The organism is Frigoribacterium sp. CF331, assembly GCF_057787905.1.
Genome location: NZ_CM173545.1, coordinates 364,072 through 389,042, shown reverse-complemented (window position 1 = coordinate 389,042; position 24,971 = coordinate 364,072). Strand labels below are relative to the sequence as shown.

24 protein-coding genes are annotated in these 24,971 nt (G+C 73.6%); 11 read left to right on the top strand and 13 right to left on the bottom strand.

The features are described from left to right. The first annotated feature begins 26 nt into the window (after positions 1 to 26). Complete coding sequence (locus AC3CCI_RS01790) at positions 27 to 899, top strand: SMP-30/gluconolactonase/LRE family protein (protein WP_488627924.1); 873 nt, start codon at positions 27 to 29, stop codon at positions 897 to 899. Between the two features lie 113 nt (positions 900 to 1,012). Here AC3CCI_RS01790 and AC3CCI_RS01785 read toward each other — a convergent pair whose 3' ends face one another. Continuing rightward, a complete protein-coding gene (locus AC3CCI_RS01785) occupies positions 1,013 to 2,194 on the bottom strand; it encodes an NAD(P)/FAD-dependent oxidoreductase (protein WP_488627923.1) in 1,182 nt (393 codons plus the stop codon). A gap of 85 nt (positions 2,195 to 2,279) precedes the next feature. Further along, positions 2,280 to 2,819 (bottom strand): Dps family protein, encoded by a 540-nt coding sequence (locus tag AC3CCI_RS01780; protein WP_488627922.1) that lies wholly within the window; start codon positions 2,817 to 2,819, stop codon positions 2,280 to 2,282. 272 nt (positions 2,820 to 3,091) lie between these two features. Here AC3CCI_RS01780 and AC3CCI_RS01775 point away from each other — a divergent pair, with 272 nt between their 5' ends. Both AC3CCI_RS01775 and AC3CCI_RS01770 read left to right on the top strand, forming a co-directional pair. Beyond that, entirely contained in the window at positions 3,092 to 3,466 is a 375-nt protein-coding gene (locus AC3CCI_RS01775) for a hypothetical protein (RefSeq protein ID WP_354593350.1), read from the top strand. 41 nt (positions 3,467 to 3,507) lie between these two features. Next, on the top strand, positions 3,508 to 4,251 hold the full coding sequence (locus AC3CCI_RS01770) for an esterase/lipase family protein (protein WP_488627921.1): 744 nt from the start codon (positions 3,508 to 3,510) through the stop codon (positions 4,249 to 4,251). On the opposite strand, the gene AC3CCI_RS01765 is transcribed toward AC3CCI_RS01770, so the two are convergent. Together AC3CCI_RS01765 and AC3CCI_RS01760 are read right to left on the bottom strand one after the other, a co-directional pair. Further along, positions 4,248 to 5,180 (bottom strand): alpha/beta fold hydrolase, encoded by a 933-nt coding sequence (locus AC3CCI_RS01765; protein ID WP_488627920.1) that lies wholly within the window; start codon positions 5,178 to 5,180, stop codon positions 4,248 to 4,250. The genes AC3CCI_RS01770 and AC3CCI_RS01765 overlap by 4 nt on opposite strands. Before the next feature lie 33 nt (positions 5,181 to 5,213). After that, the gene (locus tag AC3CCI_RS01760) at positions 5,214 to 6,287 is read right to left on the bottom strand and encodes an FUSC family protein (protein WP_488627919.1); all 1,074 of its coding nucleotides are present in this window, start codon (positions 6,285 to 6,287) and stop codon (positions 5,214 to 5,216) included. Positions 6,288 to 6,405: 118 nt separating this feature from the next. Between AC3CCI_RS01760 and AC3CCI_RS01755 the strand changes: the two genes are divergently transcribed. The 3 genes from AC3CCI_RS01755 (at position 6,406) to AC3CCI_RS01745 (ending at position 11,690) form a co-directional block, all read left to right on the top strand. Continuing rightward, positions 6,406 to 7,602: a phosphotransferase family protein gene (locus AC3CCI_RS01755; protein ID WP_354593346.1), complete on the top strand. Its 1,197-nt coding sequence runs from the start codon at positions 6,406 to 6,408 to the stop codon at positions 7,600 to 7,602. Positions 7,603 to 7,703: 101 nt separating this feature from the next. Further along, positions 7,704 to 9,176, top strand: a complete 1,473-nt coding sequence (locus AC3CCI_RS01750; RefSeq protein ID WP_354593345.1) for an FAD-dependent oxidoreductase — start codon at positions 7,704 to 7,706, stop codon at positions 9,174 to 9,176. A 381-nt stretch (positions 9,177 to 9,557) separates the two neighbouring features. Then, positions 9,558 to 11,690, top strand: a complete 2,133-nt coding sequence (locus AC3CCI_RS01745) for a DEAD/DEAH box helicase (RefSeq protein WP_488627918.1) — start codon at positions 9,558 to 9,560, stop codon at positions 11,688 to 11,690. Between the two features lie 73 nt (positions 11,691 to 11,763). Here AC3CCI_RS01745 and AC3CCI_RS01740 read toward each other — a convergent pair whose 3' ends face one another. After that, the gene (locus AC3CCI_RS01740; RefSeq protein ID WP_488627917.1) at positions 11,764 to 12,717 is read right to left on the bottom strand and encodes a type IV toxin-antitoxin system AbiEi family antitoxin; all 954 of its coding nucleotides are present in this window, start codon (positions 12,715 to 12,717) and stop codon (positions 11,764 to 11,766) included. A 153-nt stretch (positions 12,718 to 12,870) separates the two neighbouring features. Here AC3CCI_RS01740 and AC3CCI_RS01735 point away from each other — a divergent pair, with 153 nt between their 5' ends. Continuing rightward, entirely contained in the window at positions 12,871 to 13,266 is a 396-nt protein-coding gene (locus tag AC3CCI_RS01735) for a VOC family protein (protein WP_056262725.1), read from the top strand. Between the two features lie 278 nt (positions 13,267 to 13,544). Here the strand turns inward: AC3CCI_RS01735 and AC3CCI_RS01730 are convergent, their stop codons facing one another. Then, positions 13,545 to 14,591, bottom strand: a complete 1,047-nt coding sequence (locus AC3CCI_RS01730; protein ID WP_488627916.1) for an NAD-dependent epimerase/dehydratase family protein — start codon at positions 14,589 to 14,591, stop codon at positions 13,545 to 13,547. A gap of 23 nt (positions 14,592 to 14,614) precedes the next feature. Continuing rightward, positions 14,615 to 14,887: a mycoredoxin gene (locus AC3CCI_RS01725; RefSeq protein ID WP_354593341.1), complete on the bottom strand. Its 273-nt coding sequence runs from the start codon at positions 14,885 to 14,887 to the stop codon at positions 14,615 to 14,617. Positions 14,888 to 14,970: 83 nt separating this feature from the next. Between AC3CCI_RS01725 and AC3CCI_RS01720 the strand changes: the two genes are divergently transcribed. Next, on the top strand, positions 14,971 to 16,728 hold the full coding sequence (locus tag AC3CCI_RS01720; protein ID WP_488627915.1) for a pyruvate dehydrogenase: 1,758 nt from the start codon (positions 14,971 to 14,973) through the stop codon (positions 16,726 to 16,728). Positions 16,729 to 16,821: 93 nt separating this feature from the next. Here the strand turns inward: AC3CCI_RS01720 and AC3CCI_RS01715 are convergent, their stop codons facing one another. Continuing rightward, on the bottom strand, positions 16,822 to 18,213 hold the full coding sequence (locus tag AC3CCI_RS01715) for a maltokinase N-terminal cap-like domain-containing protein (protein WP_488627914.1): 1,392 nt from the start codon (positions 18,211 to 18,213) through the stop codon (positions 16,822 to 16,824). A 75-nt stretch (positions 18,214 to 18,288) separates the two neighbouring features. Between AC3CCI_RS01715 and AC3CCI_RS01710 the strand changes: the two genes are divergently transcribed. Next, a complete protein-coding gene (locus tag AC3CCI_RS01710) occupies positions 18,289 to 19,926 on the top strand; it encodes a CYTH and CHAD domain-containing protein (protein WP_488627913.1) in 1,638 nt (545 codons plus the stop codon). Positions 19,927 to 20,005: 79 nt separating this feature from the next. Here AC3CCI_RS01710 and AC3CCI_RS01705 read toward each other — a convergent pair whose 3' ends face one another. From AC3CCI_RS01705 to AC3CCI_RS01685, 5 genes are all read right to left on the bottom strand, one after another. Further along, complete coding sequence (locus AC3CCI_RS01705) at positions 20,006 to 20,545, bottom strand: DUF1697 domain-containing protein (RefSeq protein WP_488627912.1); 540 nt, start codon at positions 20,543 to 20,545, stop codon at positions 20,006 to 20,008. Between the two features lie 5 nt (positions 20,546 to 20,550). Next, positions 20,551 to 22,659 carry a S9 family peptidase gene (locus AC3CCI_RS01700; protein ID WP_488627911.1) on the bottom strand — a complete coding sequence of 703 codons (2,109 nt, stop codon included), beginning with the start codon at positions 22,657 to 22,659 and terminating at the stop codon, positions 20,551 to 20,553. Positions 22,660 to 22,679: 20 nt separating this feature from the next. Then, on the bottom strand, positions 22,680 to 22,970 hold the full coding sequence (locus tag AC3CCI_RS01695; protein ID WP_488627910.1) for a hypothetical protein: 291 nt from the start codon (positions 22,968 to 22,970) through the stop codon (positions 22,680 to 22,682). Between the two features lie 76 nt (positions 22,971 to 23,046). Continuing rightward, on the bottom strand, positions 23,047 to 23,577 hold the full coding sequence (locus AC3CCI_RS01690) for a hypothetical protein (protein ID WP_488627909.1): 531 nt from the start codon (positions 23,575 to 23,577) through the stop codon (positions 23,047 to 23,049). Between the two features lie 54 nt (positions 23,578 to 23,631). Then, positions 23,632 to 23,985 (bottom strand): hypothetical protein, encoded by a 354-nt coding sequence (locus AC3CCI_RS01685; protein WP_354593333.1) that lies wholly within the window; start codon positions 23,983 to 23,985, stop codon positions 23,632 to 23,634. Between the two features lie 52 nt (positions 23,986 to 24,037). Here AC3CCI_RS01685 and AC3CCI_RS01680 point away from each other — a divergent pair, with 52 nt between their 5' ends. Next, entirely contained in the window at positions 24,038 to 24,535 is a 498-nt protein-coding gene (locus tag AC3CCI_RS01680; protein ID WP_488627908.1) for an 8-oxo-dGTP diphosphatase, read from the top strand. Between the two features lie 130 nt (positions 24,536 to 24,665). Next, the gene (locus AC3CCI_RS01675) at positions 24,666 to 24,965 is read left to right on the top strand and encodes a hypothetical protein (RefSeq protein ID WP_488627907.1); all 300 of its coding nucleotides are present in this window, start codon (positions 24,666 to 24,668) and stop codon (positions 24,963 to 24,965) included. Positions 24,966 to 24,971 lie beyond the last annotated feature (6 nt).

Below are 24,971 nucleotides of genomic sequence, written 5' to 3'. Positions count from 1 at the left end.
ACATGCCGGGCGCGTAGACCAGTGCGATGTCCCTACCGACCGGAACCACGTCCGAACCCCGACTCTTCCTCGACGCCAGGGCCACGCTCGGCGAGAGCCCCGTCTGGGACGTCGACGCCCACGAGCTCGTCTGGACCGACATCACGAACGGCCTGCTGCACCGCACCTCGGCCGACGGCACGCGCGACACGACGGTCCTCGTCGACCCGCCCCTGCCGAGCTTCCAGCGACGCCGCGGCGGGGGCCTGATCGCGGCCCTCGACGACACGGTCGTCGTCATGCGCGACGACGGCACCGATCAGCGGACGATCGCCACGGTCGACCACGCCGACGACCGGCTGCGGCTGAACGAGGGCAAGTGCGACCCGTTCGGCGCCTTCGTCGTCGGGGCCACCGACCCCGAGGGCAGCCCGGTCGCCGGCCTCTACCGCGTCGCACCCGACGGCACGCTCACGCAGCTGCGTGACGACTTCGCGACGACGAACGGCTTCGAGTGGAACGACGACGGCAGTGAGATCTACCTGGCCGACACCGGTGACGACACGATCTACCGGGCGTCGTGGGACGCCGAGGGGACCCTGGGCGAGCTCGTCCCGTTCTCGTCGCAGGGCGCCCACGACGGCCTGGCCCGCGACGAGCGCGGCGAGTTCTGGGGGGCCATCTACGGTGAGGGGACGGTCGTGCACCTCGACGCCGAGGGCGGCCTCGTCGACGAGATCGCCTTCCCCGTGCCGAACCTCACCGGCATCGGGTTCGGCGGCGACGACCTGCGGACGCTGTTCGTCCTGTCGGCCCGTGAGGGGCTGAGCGACGAGCAGCTCGAGGAGTTCCCGCTCAGCGGCGGCATCTTCGCCCTCGAGCTCGACCGGGCCGCCCGACCGCCGTTCCTGTTCGGGTGAGGTGACGCCGTCCGGGGCCCACACCCCGGACGACGTCGGCCGACGGCAGACAGGACGACGCCCGCCCGATCTCGTGATCGGACGGGCGTCGTCGCGTCGGTGGCGGAAGGGCCTCAGATGCGCCCGGCCAGCTCGTCACGCGGCACGGCGCCGGCGGCGATGACCTCCCGGGCGGCGTCCCGGGCCTCCTCGACGTTCCAGAGCAGCACGCCCTCGACCGTCCCGCCGTCGCCGAGGTAGTAGGCGACCGCGCGGTCGCCGTCCTTCTCGTCGACGACCGTCTCGAGCGACGCGTCGAGCGTGCCGACGGCCTCGTACGAGATGTCGAACACCTTCGAGTAGTAGTACGGCGTGTGGTCGTAGACCTCGTCGGCGCCGGTCATGTTGCGACCGACGACGGGGCCCTGCGACTTGGCGTTGTCGACGTGCTCGACGCGGCGGCGGCCGAGGATCGCGTCCGGGTACGACGCGACGTCGCCGGCGGCGAACACGTTCGGGTCGCTCGTCCGCAGGTGCTCGTCGACGACGATGCCGTCGTCGGTCGCCAGGCCCGAGTCGGCGGCGAGGTGGTCGTCCACCGAGATGCCGAGGCCGACGACGACCGCGTCGGCGTCCAGGGTCGACCCGTCGTCGAGCCGGAGGTGCACGCCGGCGTCGTCGGCCGTGCCGCCCTCGACGCGACGTCCGCGGGCCAGCTCGACCCGCGCCTCCTCGAAGGCCTTCTCGAACGTCGACGCGATCGACGGCGGGAAGACCGAACCGCCGAGCACGTCGTCGGGGAAGACCAGGGTCACGCGGGTGTCGTTCTGCACGAGCGCCGCGGCGAGCTCGGTGCCGATGTAGCTCCCGCCCACGACGGCGACGTGGCGGCCCGAGCCCGAGAGCGACCGCAGCCGCCGGTAGTCCTCGGCCGTGCGGAAGTACACGACGCGCTCGTCGTCGGGCAGGTCGAGGGCCGTGGGGCTGCCGCCGGTGGCGAGGAGCAGGGCTCCGTAGCCGATGACGTCGCCGTCGCTCGTGGTGACCGTGCGCGCCTCGCGGTCGATCGACTCGACGAGGGTGCGCAGGCGGAGCTCGGCACCCGAGTCGGACACCGTGCCGAGGTCGTTGTCGGCCTCGGTGTACTCGGGGTCGGTCCAGAGCTTCTTCGACAGCGCGGGGCGCGTGTACGGCGCGTCGACGTCGGCACTGACGATCAGCACGGACGCGTCGGGGGTGGTCTCGTGGATCGCCTTCGCGGCGGCGTCGGCGGTCATGCCGCCGCCCACGATGACGTGGTCGAACGATTCGGTCATGGGGTCGTCCCTTCGACGAAAGAGGGCACCGCCCGGGAGGCGCGGATCGCGCGGCCTCGGACGGTGCCCTGCTGAGGTGGTGGGGTCAGTTGGCGACGGCGCCGACGCGGTCGAGGCCCTCGGCCATCGCGTCCTCGTCACGCTGACGCGTGGCGTCCTGGCGGGCGTCCTGCTCGGGGTGGCGGTTCTCGGCACCGGTCATCCAGGCCAGCTGCTCGAGGCGCTCGAGGATGCTGTGCAGGATGTCGGCCGTCGTGGGGTCCTCGTCGTCGACGTCGTCGTGGACGGTGCGCATCGTGCCCGTGACGGCGTACATGCGGTCGACGATCAGGTCGACGACGGCGTTCGTCTCGACCGGGCCCGCGGGGAACTCGGGCAGGCTGGTCTCGCGGGTGACGGTCGAGGTGCGGCCGTCGGGCACGAGGTAGACCGCGCGCATGCGCTCGGCGACCTCGTCCGAGAAGCCGCGGGCGGCGTCGACGATCTCGTCGAGCTGCAGGTGCAGGTCGCGGAAGTTCGAGCCGAGCAGGTTCCAGTGCGCCTGCTTGCCCTGGACGTGCAGTTCGATGAGGTCGACGAGGACCTTCTGCATGTTGTCGCGGAGTTGGTCGGTTCCCTGGAACATGTTGTCTCCCGTTCGTCGTGGGTGTCGTGCGGAGTCGTCGCACCGGAGGGTGCGTCGTGGACGGTAGACCGCGGGCCCGGGCGGCGGCTCAGCCTTCGGGGGACAGGTGGGCCCGAGACGCGTCGTGACGGCCGCCGACCGCCGTGACCGACTCGTGATCGGCGGGCCTGGAGCCCGGACCGTACCGGATGGTATGTTCGCCTGCATCGGCATCGCTGCCGACGCCCGGCCGCGGGTACCCGATCCGTGGCCATGCTCTGAGGGGGGCTGACATGGCACGAGCGGTACCCGGACGCGCCGACCGTCGAGGTTTCGACGCGGCGGAGATCACCCGGCTGCGGCGCGAGATCGAGAGCGCCTGGGGGGCGTTCGACGACATCGAGCAGATGGACTTCGCGCACCGCGTCCGCGTCGTCCACGGGCTCGCCGACACCCTGCCCGACGCGGCCAGCGCGGCGGCTCGAGCGGGCCTCGGCGACCTGGCCACGGCGCTGCTCGACGACGCCGCGGCCTTCCCGCCGCCGTGGGCGTCGATCTGCGGCCGGTGGGACCTCACCCTCGAGATGGCGAGGGCCGCGGTCGAGTCGATCGCCTGGCCCGAGGGCGAGCCCTGGGGCGAGGTGCCCCTCGTCGGCACGGCGGCCTGACGTCGCGGTCGCCGTCGACCCGGTCCGCCTAGCCTGACGGGATGGGTTCCACACCGTCGCGTGGGCGCGGCAGGCGCCGGGTCGGCCTCTGGCGGTTCGTCCGGACGCTCGTGTTCGACTACCGCTACGTCTGGTGGGTCCACCTCGTGACCCGGTCCGGTCGGGTCGTCCCGCGGCGCTACCGCGACGGTGACCGTGAGCCGGTGCTGCTGCTGCCGGGCGTCTACGAGACCTGGCGGTTCCTGCGCCCGGTGGCCGACCGTCTGAACGACCTGGGCCACCCGGTGGTCGTCGTGCCGGGCATGGGCCACAACCGTCGGCCGATCGCCGCCACGGCCGAGGTCGCCCAGCGCATCCTCGACGCGCACGACCTGCGCGACGTCGTCGTCCTCGCGCACAGCAAGGGTGGTCTGGTCGGCAAGACGATGATGGTCTCGACCGACCGCGAGGGCCGCATCGCCCGGATGGTCGCCGTGAACAGCCCCTTCTCGGGCACGCGGTGGTCGACGGTCCTGCCGAACAAGGCGCTCCGGGTCTTCTCGCCGCGCGACGCCGACCTGCTCAGGCTCGCCGGGCAGCGCGACGCGAACCGCACGATCACGACGATGGCGTCGCCCTTCGACGCCCACGTCACCGAGGGCAGCGTGCTGCCCGGGGCGGTCAACCTCGAGTTCCCGGTCGACGGGCACTTCCGGCCGCTCGGCCACCCGCGGTGCGTCGCGATGATCGTCCGCGAGGTCGAGGGCGGGGCGGGGTCCCGACCGCGTGGCGACGGCGGCCGCTAGCCCTCGACCCAGCCCAACGCCCGCAGGGTCTCGTGGGGCCGCTCGACGTGGGCGAAGTGGCCGCAGTCGTCGAGCAGCGTCGTGCGGGCGTGGCGCACCACCGTCGAGAGGAGGTCGAGGTCTGAGGGGCGTGCGAACACGTCGCCGGTCCCGCCCACGGCCGACACGTCGCAGTCGATGCCGCGCCAGCGCGTCGCGTCGTAGTCGCGTCCCGAGCGTGACGCGGCGAGGAATCCCCGGGGTCGCAACTCGGCGACGAACGCCTCGAGCACCGATCGGGGGACGCGCTCGACGTGGCGGAACACCGGCGCGGAGAGCGCGCGCAGCAGACCGATGCGGGCGGCCCCGCGCAGCAGCGTCACGGAGGCGCGGGGCAACAGTCCGAAACCCGCCCGCAGCAGGGTGAAGGCCGGCAACGCGACGAGACCGCGCACCGGGTGCGAGACGGCGTCGATCGCCGAGAACGAGGTGGCCGACACGACCGAGACGCTCAGGACGAGGTCGGGGCGGGTCGCGGCGAGGTGCAGGGCGATGAACGCACCCATCGAGTGGCCCACCAGGTCGAACTCGGTGACCCCGAGCGCCTCGGCGACCTCGACCACGACGGCGGCGGCGGACTCGACGTCGAGGCCGGGGTCGGGCTCGGGTGAGTCCCCCCAGCCGGGCAGGTCGATCAGCACGGGCCGCGAGACGAGGGCGTCGACCTCGCGGGCGGCCTGGAGCAGGGGAGTCCACGTGGTCCACGACCCGGCCGCCCCGTGCAGCATCACGGTGGCCCGGCGTCGCGCGGACGGGTCGGTCGCCGACGCGGCGTGGTGCACGATCGTCCGGCCGTGGGCGGTCTCGACCGTCTCACGGGCGAGCCCGAGGAGGGCCGGTTCGGTGACGAGGTCGAACGGGGCGTAGCCGTCGACGGTCGGTGCGACCACCCCTGTCGCCCGGCCCCGTCGCATCGTCGGATGCTACCCGATGATCTCTTCGCGCACGCGTCTCAGGTCTTCGAGCAGGGAGCCGACCAGCACCCAGTTGTCCGGGTCGGGACGCAGCACGCTGACCGGCGAGGTCAGGGCCGGACCGTCGACGACGCCCGCGCCGGCGTGCCCACCGGGGGCGTCGGTGGCCGAGGAGGCGCGCCCGGCCGGATGCGCCTCCTCGGTCGTCCGCGCCAGCAGGCGCACGTCGTGGGCCGCCCGCCGCAGGTCTTCGGCGATGCGCTGCACCACGGGGTCGTCGGCCAGCCCGGCGTCGTAGTTGTCGTGCACCGACCGGACCATGCCGACCACGCGGTTGACGAGCACCGTCAGTCGGCCGAGCAGGGCCGCGTCGGCCTCGAGCACGCTGCGGTTGCGGCTGGCCCGGGGGTTGAGCTGCAGGCTCTCCTCGCCGGCCGTGATCGCGTCGACCGCCCGGGCCTGGGCGACCCGCAGCTCGCGCGCCCTCGTCAGGCCCGTCGCCAGGCGTGCCTGCTCGACCGGTTCGTCGAGGACGGCGGCGGTCTCGTCGAGCACCGACGCGATGTCGCGGGCGAGGCGCCCCACTGCGAGGTGGGCGGGGGCCAGGGCCACCGGAGGGACGACGAGGGCGTTGATCGCGAGGGCGATCGCGGCGCCGATGACGGTCTCGAGCACCCGGTCGAGGGCGTAGTCGGGGGTCTGCGCACCGATGGCCAGCACGAGCATGGCCGAGATCGGCACCTGGTTCGCCGAGCTCGGCGTCAGCCGGAACGCCCACGCCACGAGCAGGCTCACCACGACGATCGCGAGCACGATCCAGGTCGCGTCGCCGAACACCTGGCCGGCGGCGTAGGCGATGAGGACGCCGGCGATCACGCCGACGCTGCGTTCCAGGCCGCGGACGAACGACTGGTTGACGCTCGGCAGCACCACCAGCAGCGCGGCGATCGCCGCGAAGATCGGCAACGGCTGCTGCAACAGGGCCACCGAGGCGAACCAGGCCGCCATCACGGCGACGCTGGTCTTCACCACCTGCAACAGGGGCGTGCGCTTCGTCTGCCGGATGCGCGAGACGATCTTCACGACACCCAGGGTAGACGGGGAGGCGCGGCGTGCGGGACGCCCCGCCCCAGGTCACGAATCGGTCACCCCGCCCGCGCCTCCCCGCCGATCACGCCGGGTGCTGGTTGACTGCGTCCCCGTGTGGCCCAACTCCGCCGAGGTGCTCCCCGCCGCGTTCGCGGGCACGGGGCTGACCGTCGTCGCCTTCCGACCCCACTCGGTCGAGCCCTCGGGCGCCGGCTTCCTCTACGGCTACGAGGTCGACACGGTCGACCCGTCGGGTGCGACCTCGACCGTGCTCACCTTCATCGACACCGACGCGCGCGCCGTCGACGGCTCGTCGGTCCTCACCCGCGACCCCGGCACCGGGCAGCCGCTCGCCGTCTGGGCGTACCCGGCCGACCCGATGCTGCCGGCGCTCGCCGGGGCCACCTACCCCGACCGCGTGGTCGACTCCCTGGCGGCCCTCGGCGTCGTCGTCGGCGAACCCCGGCTGAGCGTGGCGGCGTACCGGCCCGGCAAGCGCGCGGTGATCCGGCTCGACGCGGCCGAGACGACGGTGTTCCTCAAGGTCGTCCGGCCCGACCGCGTGGGGCCGATCGTCGCCCTGCACGAGGCCTTCCGGGCCCAGGGGCTGCCGGTGCCCGCCGTGCTCGCCTCGCGGGCCGACGGCCTGCTCGTGCTCGAGCGCGTCCCCGGCGTGCCGGCCGGTCAGCGCGTCGTCGAGCTCGCCGACGACTCCCGGTTCGTCGAACAGATGGTCGACCTCGGCACGCGCATCGCCCGGGTCGAGGTGACCGGGCGGGCCCAGTCCGACGCGCTCGACCACGGGGCCTGGCACCGCGCGACGCTGCGGGCCGCGCTGCCCGACCGGGCGCCCGAGATCGACGGCCTCTACGACGAGATCGACCGTCGCCGCGCCTCCTCGGCCTCGGACGCCCTGAACGTCATCCACGGCGACCTGCACCTCGAGCAGCTCTTCGTGCACCCGTCCGAGCCGTGGCGCGTGACCGGGCTGCTCGACGTCGACACGGCGGGGCTCGGGCACCCGGCCCGCGACGCGGCGGCCCTGGTCGCGCACCTGGTCGTGACCGGGCAGTGGCACCGGGGCAACGGCGACGAGGCCGAAGCCCGGGCCTGCGAACGCCTCGCCGACGACGTGACGCGCACCTGGGTCGAGCGCATGCCCGGCCTGGCCGACCGCCTCGCGCCCGGCGTCGCGTCGCAGCTGCTCGCCCACGCGGGCGGTCAGGCCACGCTCGGCACGGACACGGGCCGCCGCAAGGCCGTCCAGCTGATCGGCGCCGCCGCCGGCACCCTCGCCCGCCCGGCCTGACCCCCGCGCCGCGCCCTCTCCCGGCGCGCCCTCACCCGGCGCGCGGCGGCCGACCGGCCTACCGTGGCGCGCAGCACCCACCCGCGCACCCGGAGGCCCCCATGCCGTCACCCTGGCTCGACGCCGCGCCCGACGTCACGACCGACACGGTCGACCCCGAGACCGTCTACGACGACGTCATCGTCGGGGGCGGCCTGACCGGCCTGGTCACCGCCCTGCTGTTCGCCCGGCGCGGCCACCGCGTCGCCGTCCTGGAGGCGCGCTCGGTGGGCAGCGTCGCGAGCGGCAGCGGCACGGCGTCGATGTCGTTGCTGCAGGGCAAGCAGCTCCAACGCATCCGCACGAACACGTACCAGGCCGTCGTCGACGCCTACGTCGCGGGCAACCGGGCCGGGTTCGACTGGATGGTCGACTACCTCGACGAGGCCGGGGTCGAGGTCGAGCGACGCGACGCGTTCAGCTACTCGACGACCCGGGGCGGCATCGCCACGGTCGACGACGAGTACCTCGTGGCCCGCCGGGCCGGCCTGCCCGTCGTCAAGGAGTTCGGGCTCGACCTGCCGTTCGGCACGACGGGCGGCCTGCGGCTGCCCGACCAGGCGCAGTTCGACCCGATGCAGGCCGTCGCCGCCCTCGTGGCCGACGTCCGCGCGCTCGGCGGCATCGTCGTCGAGGGCGTGCGGGTCACGGGCGTGGACGCGTCGGACCCGACGGTGACCCACAGCGACGGGCCGGACGTCCGTGGCCGCCGGGTGCACGTCACGACCGGCAGCCCGGTGCTCGACCGCGGCCTGTACTTCGCGAAGCTGCGCAGTGAACGCTCGTACGGCCTGGCCTTCGACGGCGCCGACGACCTGCCGGACGGCATGTACCAGGCCGTCGACGGCCCCGCCCGGTCGTTCTCGGCGGTGGGTGACCGCCTCGTGACCGGGGGCAACCGGCACGCGGTGGGTCGCGCCTCCTCGACCACGGCCCTGGTCGACGACCTCGTCGACTGGAGCACGCGGCACTGGCCCGGCGCGCGCCTCACGCACTCGTGGAGCGGCCAGGACTACGGCACGCCGCACCACGTGCCGTTCGTGGGCTGGCTGCCCCGCGGCCGCGGCCGCATCTACCTGGCGACCGGCTACGAGCACTGGGGCCTGACCAACGCCGTGCAGGCGGCGATGACGCTCGTGTCGGACGTCCTCGGCGACCCGCAGCCCTGGATGACCACGCTGCACCGGCGCGTCACGACGCCGATCGCGATCGCGTCCGGCATCGGCATCAACGCGGCCGACGCCTGGTGGGCGGCCAAGGGGTGGGCCGGGGCCATGACGCGCCGTCTCGTCTCGGTGGCGCCCGCCGAGGGGCAGGGCGAGGTCGGCCGGTCCGGAGGTTTCGCCCCCGTGGCCCGTTCGACCGTCGACGGCGAGGTCTGCACCGTGTCGGCCGTCTGCCCCCACCTCGTCGGCATCGTCACGTGGAACGACGCGGAACGGTCGTGGGACTGCCCGCTGCACGGCTCGCGCTTCGCGGCCGACGGCACCGTGCTCGAGGGGCCCGCGAAGCACGGTCTGCGCCGCCGCGGCTGACCCGCCGCGGCGTGGCCGACGTCTCGACCCGCGAAACACCGGGAGGCGCTGGTGGCGTACCGGCGTGAGGTACGCGTAAACTGTCCCCAGCTTCACCGCCCGGGTGTTCTCCGGTCCGCGCCTCCTCCGGTGCGAGTCGACACCTCGGCGTGACGGGGCTTCGGGGCACGCCGTCGTCGGACTGCCCGCCACGAAGGCCGCCCGTCGCGAGGCAGGTACAGCTGTACACCGCGCGGCACCCCGCCCCGCACGCACCCGGCGCGACCGTCTCGGTCGCCGTCCGTCCCGGGTCGCCGAGCCTCTCGGCGTCCTGCGCAGCACCCGCCGCCGACACGGCGGCACAGCACCGTCGACGCCTCGCGTCGACCACGAGGAGGAGCCTTGGCTCGACCAGGCCAGCGTCAATCGGGTGGCACCCGCACCGCCCAGCGTCCGAACCGTCGCCGCGAGGTCGACAACGACGGGCTCATCCCCGTCCTGGCCCGCGCGGTGCGCGAGGTCGAGGCCGCGGCCCAGCGCGGCCAGGTGAAGCCCTCGAGCCGCACGAAGTTCCAGGTGATCGCCCTGCTCATGCGCGAGGAGCGCACCCGGGTCCGGGGCGACAAGGCCATCAGCGAGTCCGAGCGCGCCGAGCAGATGAAGCGCCTCGACGGCGTCGCCCAGATCCTCGCCAAGACGGCGGCCCGCGACACCTCGCTCATCACCCTGCTGGGTGAGGCGGCGACGGTCAGCGAGGCCGCGAAGACGCTCAAGCGCGACATGCAGATGTCCGCCGGCCTCGAGCTCGAGCCCGAGCAGCAGATCATCGTCACCGAGGCCGCCCCCGTGGCCCCGGTCTCCGAGCGCCAGGTCGTGCCTCAGTCCGTCATCTCGCGCCAGCTCGCGAACCCGTTCCTGCCGCCCGACTTCGCGCTCGCCGAGGTCGCCCGCGAGGCGCACCCGCGTCGGCTGGCCAACTGGGAGCTCTTCGGCCCCCTCTTCAAGTCGTTCGAGTACGGCGCGGGCGGCGGTTCGGCCTGCATGCCGCTGCCCGAGCCGACCACGGTCGACGCCCCGGCCGGGGCCACCCTGATGCACCACCAGGCCCAACTGGTCGAGTCCGCCCGTCAGGGCCACCGCACGTACCTGCTCGCCGACGAGCCCGGCCTCGGCAAGACCGCCCAGGCGCTGCTGGCCGCGCAGGCAGCCTCCGCGTATCCGCTGCTCGTCGTCGTGCCGAACGTCGTCAAGACGAACTGGGCCCGCGAGGTCCAGCTGTGGACGCCGACGCGGTCGGCGACCGTGATCCACGGCGACGGCGAGAAGCTCGACGCGTTCGCCGACGTCGTCATCGTCAACTACGAGGTCCTCGACCGCCACGTCGGCTGGCTCGGCGATCTCGGCTTCAAGGGCATGATCGTCGACGAGGCCCACTTCATCAAGAACAAAGAGAGCCAGCGGTCGCGCCACGTGCTGCAGCTGGCCCAGCGCATCCGCTCTCGCACCGCGCACCCGCTGCTCATGGCGCTCACCGGCACGCCGCTGATCAACGACATCGAGGACTTCCGCGCCATCTGGGAGTTCCTGGGCTGGATCGGTGACAAGAAGCCGGCCGCCGAGCTGATGGAGCGCCTGGAGGAGGTCGGCCTGACGCCGGCCGACCCCGGCTTCTTCTCGTCGGCGCGTGAGATCGTCATCGACCTCGGCATCGTCCGCCGGAAGAAGGTCGACGTCGCCTCCGACATCCCCGCCCGACGCATCGCCGACCTGCCGGTCGAGCTCGACGACGAGGTGGGGCGGTCGATCCGCGACGCCGAGCGCGAGCTCGCCCGCCGCATGGTGCAGAAGTACCGCACCGCCCTCACCACCCGCACCTCGGGGGTCCGCGTCGAGGGCATCGACCACGACCTCGTCCGTCAGGTCGCGAAGTGGGAGCTCGAGGACGCCAGCGCGTCGAGCACCGGCGAGAACGTCTTCAGCATGGTGCGCCGCATCGGTCAGGCCAAGGCCGGACTCGCCGCCGACTACACGGCGCAGCTCGCCCGCAACGTCGGCAAGGTCGTGTTCTTCGCCAAGCACATCGACGTCATGGACGTCGCCGAGTCCACCTTCGCCAAGCGCGGCATCAAGTACTCGTCGATCCGTGGCGACCAGACCCCGGCCGTCCGCCAACGTCAGATCGACGCGTTCGTGAACGACCCCGAGGTCGAGGTCGTCGTGTGCTCGCTGACCGCCGCCGGCGTGGGCCTCAACCTGCAGGTCGCCTCGAACGTCGTGCTGGCCGAGCTGTCGTGGACCGACGCCGAACAGACGCAGGCCATCGACCGCGTGCACCGCATCGGCCAGGCCGAACCCGTCACGGCGTGGCGGGTCATCGCGGCGCAGACGATCGACACCAAGATCGCCGAGCTGATCGACAGCAAGGCCGGCCTCGCCGCGCGTGCCCTCGACGGCGACGACTCCGAGGTCGTCGACTCGGTGGACGTGCAGCTCTCGGCCCTGGTCGCCCTGCTCACCGAGGCGCTCGAAGCCTGACCCGGCTGCACCACGCCGCCCCGCCACGCACCACCGACCCACAACGCACCGCGTTTCGTGCACGGCACCGCGACTAGTCACGGTGCCGTGCACGATTCGCGGTGTGGACGCGTGGGACGCCCGCTCGCTCGAGCCGCGTGACGATCCGCTGCGGACGCGCGAGATCGCGCCAGATGGTGCGCGTCACCCGCTTCACGTAGGGCAGAGCCCTCAGCCGGTCTTCACGGACCTTCTCGAGGACCACGATCTCGTCCGCCGTCAGCCCGTGCCGCATCTCGCGATCGAGGTACTTCACGAATCCGTCGAACTCGTCGTACACGCCGTACGCCTCCCACCCGAAATCGGTGAAGCCGATGAGCCCTTCGTCGTCGACGTGCCGTTCCTGCAGACGGGGTGCCGGGAACCCGAGACCGTCGAGGGCGACCCGGTAGACGGATTCGCCGGCGGAGCCCGCCAGCGGGCTGGCGAACTCGGCGACCCAGGAGGCGCGGGTCGACCCCCGGACACGATCGCGTCCCAGCAGGCACGCCTGGTACTCGGCCAGTGTGCACAGTCGACGTCGCAGGCAGTGGTCGAGGACGGCCACGGCCTGGCTCCGCGTGCCGGTCAGGGCGACGTCCACGGCGGTGCGGGCCGGCGTGGTCACGACGAGACCGCGATGACGGGTGATCTGCTCGGCGGGCAATCGTGCCGCATGCCTCGTCACGTGTGCGCCGGTGTGTGTCCGCGCGCGCGCCGGGTCGGTCGTCGAGACGCGGGCCAGCGGTGGGCCGAGCACGGGCATGCCCCACACCGCGGCGGCCGAGGTGTGGGACACGACGACCTCGTGACGCATCCGTCCGACTGCGGCCACCGTCCGGAGGGCGTGGCGCTCCTCTCGACGCAGCCCGCGCCAGGTCGTCGACTCGACGTAGCGTCCCGGCGCGACTCGCACGAGTTCGCCGCGTGGGGGGGCACGGCGTTCGGCCGGATCGTCGAACCGTGATCGGATGAGGAGGGAACGGAGGTCTCGTTCGTCGGTGGTCACGCGTCGATCGTCCCGGGCGATCGAGGACTCCGTCATCGAGTCGCGCCGCCCTGTGGACGCATCCGGGGGACGGCCGGGCGGGGGACGAGAGGCCCCTCCCAGGAGGCGCGAGTTCGGTGGTCGGAGAACGCCCGACCACCGAAGGAGCACCCCATGCCCGAACTCTCCGGCTACGCCCACGTCGCCATCACCGTCTCCGACCTCGACGCGAGCCTCGCCTTCTACGAGAAGCTGCTCGGCGCCGGCCCGGTCGGCCGCATCGAGCTCGACGGCCTCGACCGCCGCATCTTCTCGGTCGGCAACGGGCAGATCCTCGGGGTGACCGCCTACACCGACGGTTCGTCGGCGGCCTTCGACCCGACCGTGCCCGGGCTCGACCACATCGGCCTCGCCGTCAGCGACCGCGACGGCGTCGTCGCCTGGCAGCAGCACGCGACGTCGGTCGGCATCGAGTCCGACCTGCAGGACGTCGACTTCGGCCACGCGCTGATGATCAAGGACCCCGACGGCAACCAGATCGAGTTCTTCGCCCCGCCCGCTCAGAGCTGATCCGGGCCGCCTGCCGGGATCGCACCGCGTTTCGTGCATCGCACCGCGACTAGACGCGGTGTGCTGCACGGAACGCGGCGCCGAGATGTGGGGCCTTCTGGCCGGGCCGGGCCGGGCCGGACGGGGCTGCCTGCCGGCATCGCGCCGTGTTTCGTGCATCGCACCGCGACTAGATGGGGTGGGTTGCACGAAACGCGGTGCAGTGCGGGGTGCGGGGTGCAGCGGGGGCGTGCGGGGTGCGGCGGGCGGGGTGCGGCGCGCGGGTGCCGCGCGCGTCCTCAGCGGCGGCGGCGGCGGGCGGCGGCGACGAGGTCGCGTTCGTCGGCAGGCTCGAGCCCCGCGCCGTGGGGGCCGGCCGGGCCGGGGCGCGAGAGTTCCCACGCGAGGACGTCACGGAGCGTCTCGTCGAGCGGGCGCGGCACGAGCCCAGCGGCGCGACCCGCGCCTCCTGACCGGGCTCCGAAGCCCGCGTGCGTCGCGACCGGCACCCAGAGCGGCAGCGACCGCGGTCCTGCCCAGGGGTTCACGCCGTGGGCGTCGAGCCAGGCCTCGTCGACGGTGACCACCTCGCCGGTGTGACCGGCGACCCGGCGGGCCGTGGCGAGGTGGTCGGCCAGCGACCGTCGTTCGCCCACCGCGTCGACGGTCCCCGAGAGGCCGCGTTCGACGGCCAGGACGATCCAGGCGGCGAGGTCGCGCACGTCCACGGGCTGCACGTCGAGACCCGGGACGTCCGGTACGAGCACCGGGTCAGCCTCGCTCGACGCGGCGGCCCGGGCGAAGCGCAGGGGCCACCAGCCCGTCCGACCGGTGTGGTCGCCCGGCCCGCCGAGGAGGCCGGCCCGGACGATCAGCGACCGGTCGGAACCGAACGCGTCGACGACGGCCCGCTCACCGGCGACCTTGGACCCGCCGTAGTCCGACTCGTCGGCGTCGACCAGCGCCGCGGGCTCGTCCGCCCCGGTGGTGGCGGTGTCGGCGTAGACGCTGACGCTCGAGACGAAGACGAAGGAGGCGCTGACGGGCTCGAGCACCGTCGCGGCGTCGCGGACGTGCGACGCGTCGCGACCGAGGTCGACGACGGCGTCCCAGCGCTGTCCGCCCTCGACCACGGGGTCGTAGGCCCCGGTGGTGCTCCGGTCGGCCCGCACCAAGCGCGCACCCTCGGGGACCGTGCCGGACGACCCGCGGGCGAGACAGACGACCTCGTGGCCCCTCGAGAGGGCCGCGGCGACGATCTCGCCGCCGAGCCAGGCCGTGCCGCCCAGCACGAGGAGGCGTGACGGCCGCAGGGCCGACCCGGCGGCGGGGACCGCTGAGCCCACGTCGGTCGAGCCCACGTCGGCGGTCAGGCGCCGAGCTTCGCCTGCACGTCGGCGAGCGACGGGTTCGTGGCCGTCGAGCCGTCGGGGTAGATGATCGTCGGCACGGTCTGGTTGCCGTCGTTGACGCTCTGCACGATCTCGGCCGTGCCGGGCACCTCTTCGATGTTGATCTCGGTGAAGCCGATGCCCTGCTTGCCGAGCTGCTGCTTGAGTCGGGCGCAGTAACCGCACCACGACGTGCTGAACATGGTGATGGTGCCGGCCTCGGGGACGTACGTGCTCGCGATGTCGCTCATGCGTCCAGGTTAAGCCCGGTCGGCGGTGAGCGCCGGGGGAGTTGGCTGGGAGGCGCTCCAGCACGCTCCACGAAGGGAACACCATGGCAGACACGGTCGCCGACCAGATCATCGCCCAGCTCGTCACCGCCGGGGTCCGGCGCATCTACGGCATCGTCGGCGACAGCCTCAACCCGATCGTCGACGCGGTCCGTCGCACGGGCGGCTCGGCGAAGGGCGGGATCGACTGGATCCACGTCCGCAACGAGGAGGCCGCGGCGTTCATGGCCTCGGGCGACGCCCAGATGAGCGGCGAGCTCGCCGTCTGCGCCGGGTCGTGCGGCCCGGGCAACCTGCACCTGATCAACGGCCTGTACGACGCGAACCGCAGTCGGGCCAAGGTGCTGGCGATCGCCAGCCACATCCCGAGCGCGATGATCGGCTCGGACTACTTCCAAGAGACCCACCCCGACCGGCTGTTCGTCGAGTGCTCGGGCTACAGCGAGATGATCTCGACGGCCGAGCAGTCGCCGATGGTCGTCGCGAGCGCGATCCGGCACACGCTGGCCGGCGAGGGCGTCAGCGTCGTCACGCTTCCCGGCGACATCGCCGAGCTCGACGCCGGCGGCAAGGTGCCCGCGTACGTGGCCGTCCGGCCGCCCGAGCTCGTGCCCGACCGGCACGACGTCCAGGCCCTGGCCGACGCGATCAACCGGGCCGACACCGTCGCGTTCTTCGTCGGCGAGGGCGGGCGCGGCTCGCACGACGAGATCATCGCGCTGGCCGACCTCGTCGGCGCCCCGATCGGGCACAGCCTGCGGGGCAAGGACGTCATCCAGTACGACAACCCGTTCGACGTCGGCATGACCGGCCTGCTCGGCTACGGCGCCGCGCACGCCGGCATCCACGACGCCGACCTGCTGGTGCTGCTCGGCACCGACTTCCCCTACCCGCAGTTCCTGCCCGACGCCTCGAAGGTGACCATCGCGCAGGTCGACGTCGACGCCGCCGTGATCGGCCGTCGCGCCGACGTGCAGGTGCCCGTGCACGGCGCGATCGCCCCGACCATCCGTGCGCTCATGCCGCTCGTGACCCGCAAGAAGAACCGGAGGTTCCTCGACAAGACGCTCAAGAAGCACGAGAAGCTCATGACCGGTGCGGTCGGGGCGTACACGAAGAACGTCGAGAAGATGCGGCCGATCCACCCCGAGTTCGCGGCCTCGCTGCTCGACGAGGTCGCCGCCGACAACGCGATCTTCACCGCCGACACGGGCATGGGCAACGTCTGGGCCGCCCGCTACGTCACGCCGACCCCGCGTCGCCGCATCTTCGGGTCGTACCTGCACGGCTCGATGGCCAACGCGCTGCCCCACGCCCTGGGCGCCCAGATGGCCTTCCCCGACCGGCAGGTCGTCTCGATCTCGGGCGACGGCGGTCTCTCGATGCTGATGGGCGAGCTCGTCACGGCGCAGATGTACCAGCTGCCGGTCAAGATCGTCGTCTTCAACAACTCGACGCTCGGGCTCGTCAAGCTCGAGATGCTCGTCGACGGGTTCCCCGACTTCGGCGTCGACGTGCCGTACACGGACTACGCGGCCGTCGCCCGGGCCATCGGCATCCACGCGGTCCACGTCGACGACCCCCGCGACCTCCGTGCGGCCTACGAGGCGGCCTTCGAGCACGACGGCCCGGCGCTCGTCGACATCGCGACCGACCCCAAGGCGCTCTCGTTGCCGCCGACGATCACGGGCGCCCAGGTCAAGGGCTTCTCGCTCGCCATGTCGAAGATCGTCATGAACGGCGGGGCGGGCGAGGCCGTGGCGATGGCGCGCACCAACCTGCGGAACGTGCCGCGTCCCTGACCGTGCCGCCGCGCCTCCCGTGCCCTCGTCCGTCGAGGGCGCAGGAGGCGCGGGCACGACCTCGGGGACGCCTCGCGTCGGCCTCGGCGCGGCTCAGCCGGCAGCGGTCGTGCCGCCGACGGACGGCGCGCTGCCTGCCGCGGGTGCGCTGCGGGCCGCGAGCCGTGCCACCGCCGCGAGCGGGATGTCGATCCAGTCGGGTCGGTTGCGGCTCTCGTAGATGGCCTCGTAGACGGCCTTGTCGATCTCGAACGCGTCGAGCAGGGCCCGGGCGGCCCGGACGTCGACGCCGGACGACTCGACGTAGCCGTCGACGAACGCCCGGCGGGCGTCGTGGGCCCAGGCCCCCGCGTCGACGGGCGCGGCCTCTTGCGCGAGCGACCCGGCGACGTAGTCGAACGACCGGAGCATGCCCGCGATGTCGCGGATCGGCAGGTCGGGGCGTGAGCGCTCGGGCATGGGCCGCAGGGGCTCGCCCTCGAAGTCGATGAGCATCCAGCCGCGCTCGGGCGACAGCAGGGCCTGACCGAGGTGCAGGTCGCCGTGGATGCGCTGCAGGTCGGGCCAGTGCAGGTGCTCGGCCGCGTCGTAGACGGCGCCGATCGCGTCGGCGTGCTCGGCGATCCGGGGCACCTCGCGGGCGGCGGTCGTGATGCGGCGGCGCATGCTCGTCAGGGCGCCGGCGATCTCGTCGTCACCCGCGGGGACCGTGCCGAGGTCGGTGGCGAGCGTCGCGTGCACCTCGGCGACCGCGACGCCCAGGGCGTGGGCCTCGGCCGTGAAGTCGGTGCCGGCGGCCGCGGCGCCCAGGGCCACGACCCAGGCGTCCTCGAGACCGGGCAGGAACTCCTGCGAGAAGGCGAGGTGGCCGGTCGCCGTGCCGCCCTCGCGGCCGACGTCGGGCCAGGTCGCACGCAGCGAGCCGAACGACGAGGGCACATGCGTCGACCCGCCGCGGGTCAGCGCCGCCTGCGTGGTGACGTCGGGGTTGTCGCCGTGGTGCAGCACGCGGAAGACCTTGGCGATGACCTGGTCGACCGGTCCGCCCTCGACGTCGTACACGATCGAGGTGTTCGACTGCTCGCCCGAGAGCACGCGCGAGCGGCGCACCTGCCCGGGGTCGACGATGCGGGTGCCGTCCACGGTGACGTCGGCCCCCACGACGTGCGCCTCGGCGGACATCGAGCGCAGCAGTTCGCGCGCGTAGGCCGGGTCGTGCGGGCCGTCGTAGAGGTAGCGTCCGTCGGCCGAGCCGATGAAGGCGGCGTCGCCGCCCGGCAGGGGCGTCGCACGACTCACGACCGGCACCTGGTAGAGCACGGGGACGTCGGCCGCCTCGTCGATGATCAGCAGCGTCATCGCGAGGGCGTCGTCCACCTCGGCCTCGAACGAGGCGATCACCCGCAGGGCAGGCGTCCGTCCCTTCGTCGCGTACCAGCGCTGGCGCGCCATCCATCCGGCAAGACTCGGGGCCACGTCGCTCATGCGACGACCCTACGCCGGGGTGGCTGCCGAGGCTCGGGTGACGGCCCACCGGCTCGCCCGACTACAACGGAGGGCATGAGCCACGCCGACCCCCGCCGCACCGAACAGACCGAGATCGAGCGCAAGTACGACGTCGACGAGGGCGCCACGGTGCCCGAACTGTCCGGGGTCGGCGGCCCCGACCTCGCCGTCGCGACGGTCGAGCACGACGACGCGGTCGAGCTCGCGGCCACGTACTGGGACACCGTCGACCACACGTTGCTCGGGGCACGCACGACCCTCAGGAGGCGCGAGGGCGGTGACGACGCCGGCTGGCACCTCAAGCTGCCGCCGTCGGCCGGCGGCTCCGGGCGTCGCGAGGTGCACTGGCCCCTCGGCGAGCCGGACGAGGCCGTGCCGGACGCCCTGCGGCGACTGGTCGAGGCCCGGCTCCGCGGGCGACCCGTCCACCCCGTGCTGCGGCTCGGGACGACCCGCACGGTGACCCGGCTGCTCGACGACGCGTACCGGCCCCTGGCCGAGCTCGCCGACGACGTCGTCCGTGCCTCGAACCCCGACACGGCGTCGCTCCGCACCTGGCGGGAGTGGGAAGTCGAGCTCGCGCCGGGCGTCGACGGCGCCGAGGGCGAGCGGCTGCTCGACGCGGTCGCCGACCGGCTCGAGGCGGCCGGGGCGGCGGCCTCGTCGTCGAAGTCCAAGCTCGCCCGGGGCCTGGGGGCCGAGGCGACCCCCTCGGCCGCAGCCGTGCCCGCGGCTGCCGTGGAGGAGGGCTCGGCCGCGGCGTTCGTCACCGCGGCCGTGGCGGGGCTGCGCGACGAGCTGCTCGCGGTCGACGCCGCCGTGCGCGACGACGATCCCGGCGCGGTGCACCGGCTCCGGACGACCGCTCGTCGCCTGCGGGCCGTGCTGACGGTCTGGGACGGCGTCCTCGACCCGGGGCTCGCCACGACGGTCGCCGCGGGCGCGGGCCACGTCGGCCACGTGTCGCGGGCCGCACGGGACGCCGAGGTGACGAGGGGCCGGGTGGTGGCGCGCGCCTCCTCGGCTCCGTCGGGGTTCGTGGCCGCGCAGGCCACCGGCCGGCTCCAGGCCCGGCTCGGCGAGCGACTCGCCGAGGCCACGGGCGACGTGCGACGGATGCTCGACTCGCCCGCCTGGTTCGACCTGCTGGACGGCGTGGACGCCCTCGTGGCGGCTCCGGCCACGGGGCCGCACGCCGCGGACCCGGCGGCGGGGTTCTCGGCGACCCGGCTGAAAGCGGAGCGGAGGCGCGCGTCGAAGGCCGTCCGCGCGGCCCTCGAGGCCACGGCGGCGTCGGGGGGCGGGGGCACGGACGACGCGTCGACGGGCCTGCGTCCGACGGGCGGGTCGATCGTGGCGGGCGCGGGCGCGGGTGCGGGCGAGGACGGGCACGACGCGACGGCGACCCTGCGGCACGCGCGCACGGCGGTCCGGCGGCTGCGGCACGCCCTCGAGGTCGACCGTGCCCGCAGCGGGTCGGGTCGAGGTCGGGCACGCCGGGCCCGGGCCGTCCAGGACGCACTCGGCGAGCACGGGGACGCACTGGCCACCGTGCTGACCCTGCGCGAGGTGGCGGACGTCGCCCACCGGTCGGGCGAGGACACGTTCGGCTACGGCGTGCTGGCGACCCTCGAGGCCGATCGGGCCCGGGAGGCGCTGCGTCTGTTCGCGCGGGCGGCCCGGCGGCTCTGAGACGGCACGGGCGGGCCGTGCGGTGCCGAGGCCGACCGGGGCCGGTCCGTCGGTCGAACCCGACCTCCGGAAGGCGGGGTCAGCGGGCGCGGCGGGCGAGCAGGGCCTCGATCTTGCGCACCGTGGCGTCGTTGCGGGCGGTGACCGGGGTCGGCAGGGCGCGCCACCAGCCGGCGGGCACCCGCGAGGCGAGCACGCCCGACGGCAGCCACTGGTAGACGGCGTCGGGGGTGACGACGGCCTCCTCGTCGCCGAGGTCGACGTCGGGAGGCGCGATCCCCTCGAGCGCGCCGGGCACCTGGACGAACGCCACCGAGAGCAGCCTCGGGTCGCGACCGTCGCGACGCAACGGGTTCACGGTGGCCGACCGGGCGAACCGGTCGGCCTCGAGCAGCACGAGGTCGGCGTCGACGCCGGTCTCGCGCGCGATCGCCGACCGGAGCCCGGCAGCGGCGTCGGTCGCGAGCGGCCCCGGGGCGCCGAAGACCAGGTTGCCGCTGTTCAGCAGCGTCTCGGGTCGGTCGAAGCCGAGTGCGGCGGCCACGCGGCGCAGGTCGGCCATGGCGACCCGCTTGGCGGTGCCGACGTTGACGCCCCGCAGCAGGGCGACGTGGTCCACGACGGTCAGGCGCGCCCGAGCACGTCGAGCATCCACGCGATCTCGAAGGCCCGCTCACGCCACGACTCGTACCGACCGCTGACGCCGCCGTGCCCTGCCGACATCTCGGTCTTCAGCAGCACGGGCGCGCCCACCTCGCGGAGCCGCGCCACCCACTTCGCGGGTTCGACGTAGAGCACCCGGGTGTCGTTGATCGAGGTGACGGCGAGGATGCGCGGGTACGTCACGTCGTCGCGGACGTTCTCGTACGGGCTGTAGCCCCGCATGTACTCGTAGACCTCGGCGTCGTGCAGCGGGTCGCCCCACTCGTCCCACTCGATCACCGTGAGCGGCAGGTCGGGGTCGAGGATGCTCGTCAGCGCGTCGACGAACGGCACGGCCGCCACGATGCCGGCGAACCGGTCGGGCGCGACGTTCGCGACGGCACCCATCAGCAGGCCGCCCGCGCTGCCGCCCTCGGCCACCATCAGCTCGGGCGTCGTGCGGCCCTCGGCGATCAGGTGGTCGGCGACGGCGACGAAGTCGGTGAAGGTGTTCTTCTTCGTGAGGGTCTTGCCGTTCTCGTACCACGAGCGGCCGAGCTCGCCCCCGCCCCGGACGTGCGCGACGGCGAACACCACGCCGCGGTCGAGCAGCGACAGCCGGGCCACGCTGAAGCCCGGGTCGATGCTGTGCTCGTACGAGCCGTAGCCGTAGAGGTGCACCGGCGACGGACCCTCGGCGGGCACGGCGTCGCGGCGCCAGACGAGCGAGACGGGCACGCGGGTGCCGTCGGTGGCCGTGGCCCACTCGCGGGCCTGGTCGTAGTCGGCCGGGTCGTATCCGCCGAGGACGTTCTGGCGCTTGAGCAGGTGGCGCTCGCCCGTGCGGACGTCGAGGTCGTAGACGGTCGACGGCGTCACGAAGGACGTGTAGCCGAACCGGACGGTCGGCTGGTCGAACTCGGGGTTGCCGCCGACCCCGGCGGCGAAGAGCGGCTCGTCGAACCCGACCTCGGAGAACTCGCCGTAGCCGTCCGGGCCGAGCGGCACCACCGCGAAGCGCGGCAGCGCGTCGCGGCGGTACTCCACGACGAGGTGGCCGGCGAAGGCGTCGACCGACTCGAGCCGGACGGAGGCGCGGTGCGCGACGATCACGCGGCGGTCGGTCGTCGAGGTGGGGTCGTCGGCCGGCACGTCGACCAGCTCGAAGTTCTCGGCCCCGTCGTTGTGGACGATCAGGAGGCGATCGCTGCCCGCGACGACCGCGTGCTCGACGTCGTACTCGACGCCCTCGCGGCGCGGCCAGACGACCCGGAACTCCCCGGTCGGGTCGGCGGCGTCGAGCAGCCACGTCTCGCTCGTGATCTTCGAGCCGACGTCGACGACGAGGTACTGCCGGCTGCGGGTGAGCCCGACGCCGATCCAGTAGCGGTCGTCGGTCTCGGTGAACACCGCGACGTCGTCACCCGCCTGCCCGACCTCGTGGCGCCAGATGGTGTCCGGTCGCCACGACTCGTCGACGGTCGGGTAGAAGACGTAGCGGCCGGTGGCGTCGAACAGGGCGCCGGCCGCCGTGCCGGTCACGACGTCGTCGAGGTCGTCGCCCGTGGCCAGGTCGCGGATGCGCAGGGTGTAGCGCTCGTCGCCCTCGACGTCGACGGCGTAGGCCAGCAGCGTGCCGTCGGGCGAGACGTCGAAGCTGCCGATCGAGAAGAAGTCGTGGCCCTCGGCCTCGACGTTGCCGTCGAGCAGCACCTGCTCGCCGTCGGCGGCCTCGCCCGCCTCGATCGACGGGGGAGTCCAGTCGTCCGGACCCGAGATCGGCGCACGGCAGTGGATGCCGTACTGCCGTCCCTCGGCCGTGCGCGAGTAGTACCACCACGAGCCCTCACGGACGGGGACGCCCAGGTCGGTCTCTTGCACGCGGCCCTTGATCTCGTCGAACACGGTCTCTCGCAGGTCGGCGAGGTGCGCCGTCTCGGCCTCGGTGTGCGCGTTCTCGGCCTCGAGGTGGGCGACGACCTCGGGGTCGTCCTTCGCGCGCAGCCATTCGTAGTCGTCGACGAAGTCGTGACCGTGGTGTGACCGGGTGACGGGCTTCTGGGGGGCGCGGGGTGCGGGTGCGGAGGCCATCACCCGAGCCTAACGGCGGCTCAGATCGAGCGGTCGCTCGCGGTGATGCCGCCGAGGGGCGGCACGTCCGGGTACTCGTCCGAGGCGACGTGCACGTCGGCCGGGCCGGGCGCCTCGGCCTCGCGCGCCTCGTCGATCGCCTGCTCGGGGGTGCCGGCCTTCTCGGCGGCCGACTCGGAGTGCGTGCCGGGGACGGTGATCGTGGCGTCGACGTCGTGGCCGCCCGGGTCCGGTGCGTCGGTCTCCGCCGCGTCGGCCGCGTGGCCGTGCGGGGTGCTGTCGGGGGCCGGGGTCTCGTCGCGGTCGCTCATGTCGGGGACGCTACCCGCGCCTCCTCGGTGGCGTCCGTCGGCGAGGGGCGTCGACGATCGGCGAGGTCGGCGACGGTCAGTCGTCGACCGGCAGCACGGTCGTCGGCGCCGCCAACCCCTGCACCGTGGCACCGAGGTGCGCCTCGCCCGGTTCGAGGTCGGAGATCGACCGGCGGTCGGACCTCAGCCGTCGCACCGAGGCGTTCAGCCGGGCGTGCAGCTGCATGAGGTGCAGTCGGTACCGCTCGGGCGCGTCGTCGCTGTCGTCGAGGAAGGTGTTGCAGGCGAGGGTCATCTCGTTGAGCACCGGCAGCGCGCTCGACCGGGGGCGCAGGGCACGACGGGCCCGCCGGATCTCGCCCCGCAGGGCCGAGATCGAGTGCCGCGCCTGTTCGTAGACCGGGTCGAGGGCCCGGGGGTTCGGGCTGAGCCGTGGCGCGACCCGCCGCAGCACCCGACGGAAGTGGATCTCGGTGATCAGTTCGTTGAGGGCCGAGGCCTCACGCCGCCTCGACTCGATGAGACGCACGAGGAGGTTCGAGGCGAACGCCGCCCCGGCACCCACGAAGGCACCCACGGTCACCGTCACGACGTCCCACCAGCTCATGGGGCCACGCTACGGTGCACCACCGACACGCGCGACGGCGTCGGACCGTGGTGCTCAGCGGGAGGCGTCGTCGAGGCGCCCCATGAGCGACCAGACCGCGCGCGACAGCTCGGGGTGCCAGAGCGCGATGGTGCGCAGGTAGCCGAGCTCGTCGTCGAGCCCGAGGCCGGTCGCGGTGGGCACGCCGTCGACGCCGAGGGCGTCCGCCCGCAACGAGATGACGACCTGCTCGTCGACGGTGGGCAGACCGGGGATGACGTCCCACGGGTCCTCGCCGTTGCGGCAGCGCAGCTCGACGAGGGCGGACAGCTCGTCGTGGGCCTCGGCGCGCAACACCTCGAGGCTGCGGCCGGCGCCCCGGAACTCGGGCCCGGGGCGTCGCCTGCCGCCGGATCGTGCGTCGGACATGACGACGAGCCTACGCGCGACGTGCCACGTGCGAGGCCGGTAGCCTGCCGTCATGCCGGTCTACCGCGTCTGCGTCACCTACCTGATGCGCGAGCACGACGGGAGCGTGCAGGTGCTGCTCGGCCGCAAGAAGCGCGGACTCGGCACGGGCCGCTGGGTCGGGCTCGGCGGCAAGCTCGAACCGGGCGAAGGGGCCGCGGAGGCGGCGGTCCGTGAGATCGCGGAAGAGAGCGGCGTCGAGGTGGTCGCCTCCGACCTCGAGCGGCGGGGCGACCTGCTGTACCTCTTCCCCCACCGCGAGAGCTGGAGCCAGCGGTCGACCGTCTTCGTCACCACGACCTGGACGGGCGAGCCGGCCGAGAGCGACGAACTCGCGCCGCGCTGGTTCGGCCTCGACGAGCTGCCGCTCGACGAGATGTGGGACGACGCGTCGCACTGGTTGCCGGGCGTGCTCGCCGGGGGACGGGTCGCGCGCACGTTCGTGTTCGCGGCCGACCTCGCGACGGTGGCCTCCGAGGGCGTCCTTCCCGCCGAACACGCCGGTCACTGAGGGGCCGGCACCCGGACGGGTGCCCCTCGCAGAGGGGGGCGCGGCACGGTCCCGGCCCCGCCTAGGGTCGGACCCGAAGCGGACGCCGGGGGACACCCTCGTCCGTCCGACGGATCTCACGGGGAGCGACATGACCAGCTACGACGGCCTGACCCTGACCCCGACGCGCGGTCTCCCGCGCGCGGCCGTCGCCGCCCCGCGTCGCATGGCGCCCGTGTGGCTCCCGATGGCAGCCTGGGCCCTCGGCCTGGTCGCCGTCGTGGTCGGCGCCGCGTTCGGCGGCACCCTGCTCGTGCTCTCGAGCCTCGCCGTCATCGCGCTCGTCGCGGGCATGGCCGTCACGGCCGCCCGGTGGCGTCGGGTCGAGCGCCTCGCCGCGATCGAGCTGGCCGAGCGCCGCGCGTCGACGGCCGAGGCCCGGCTGGTCTGACGCCCG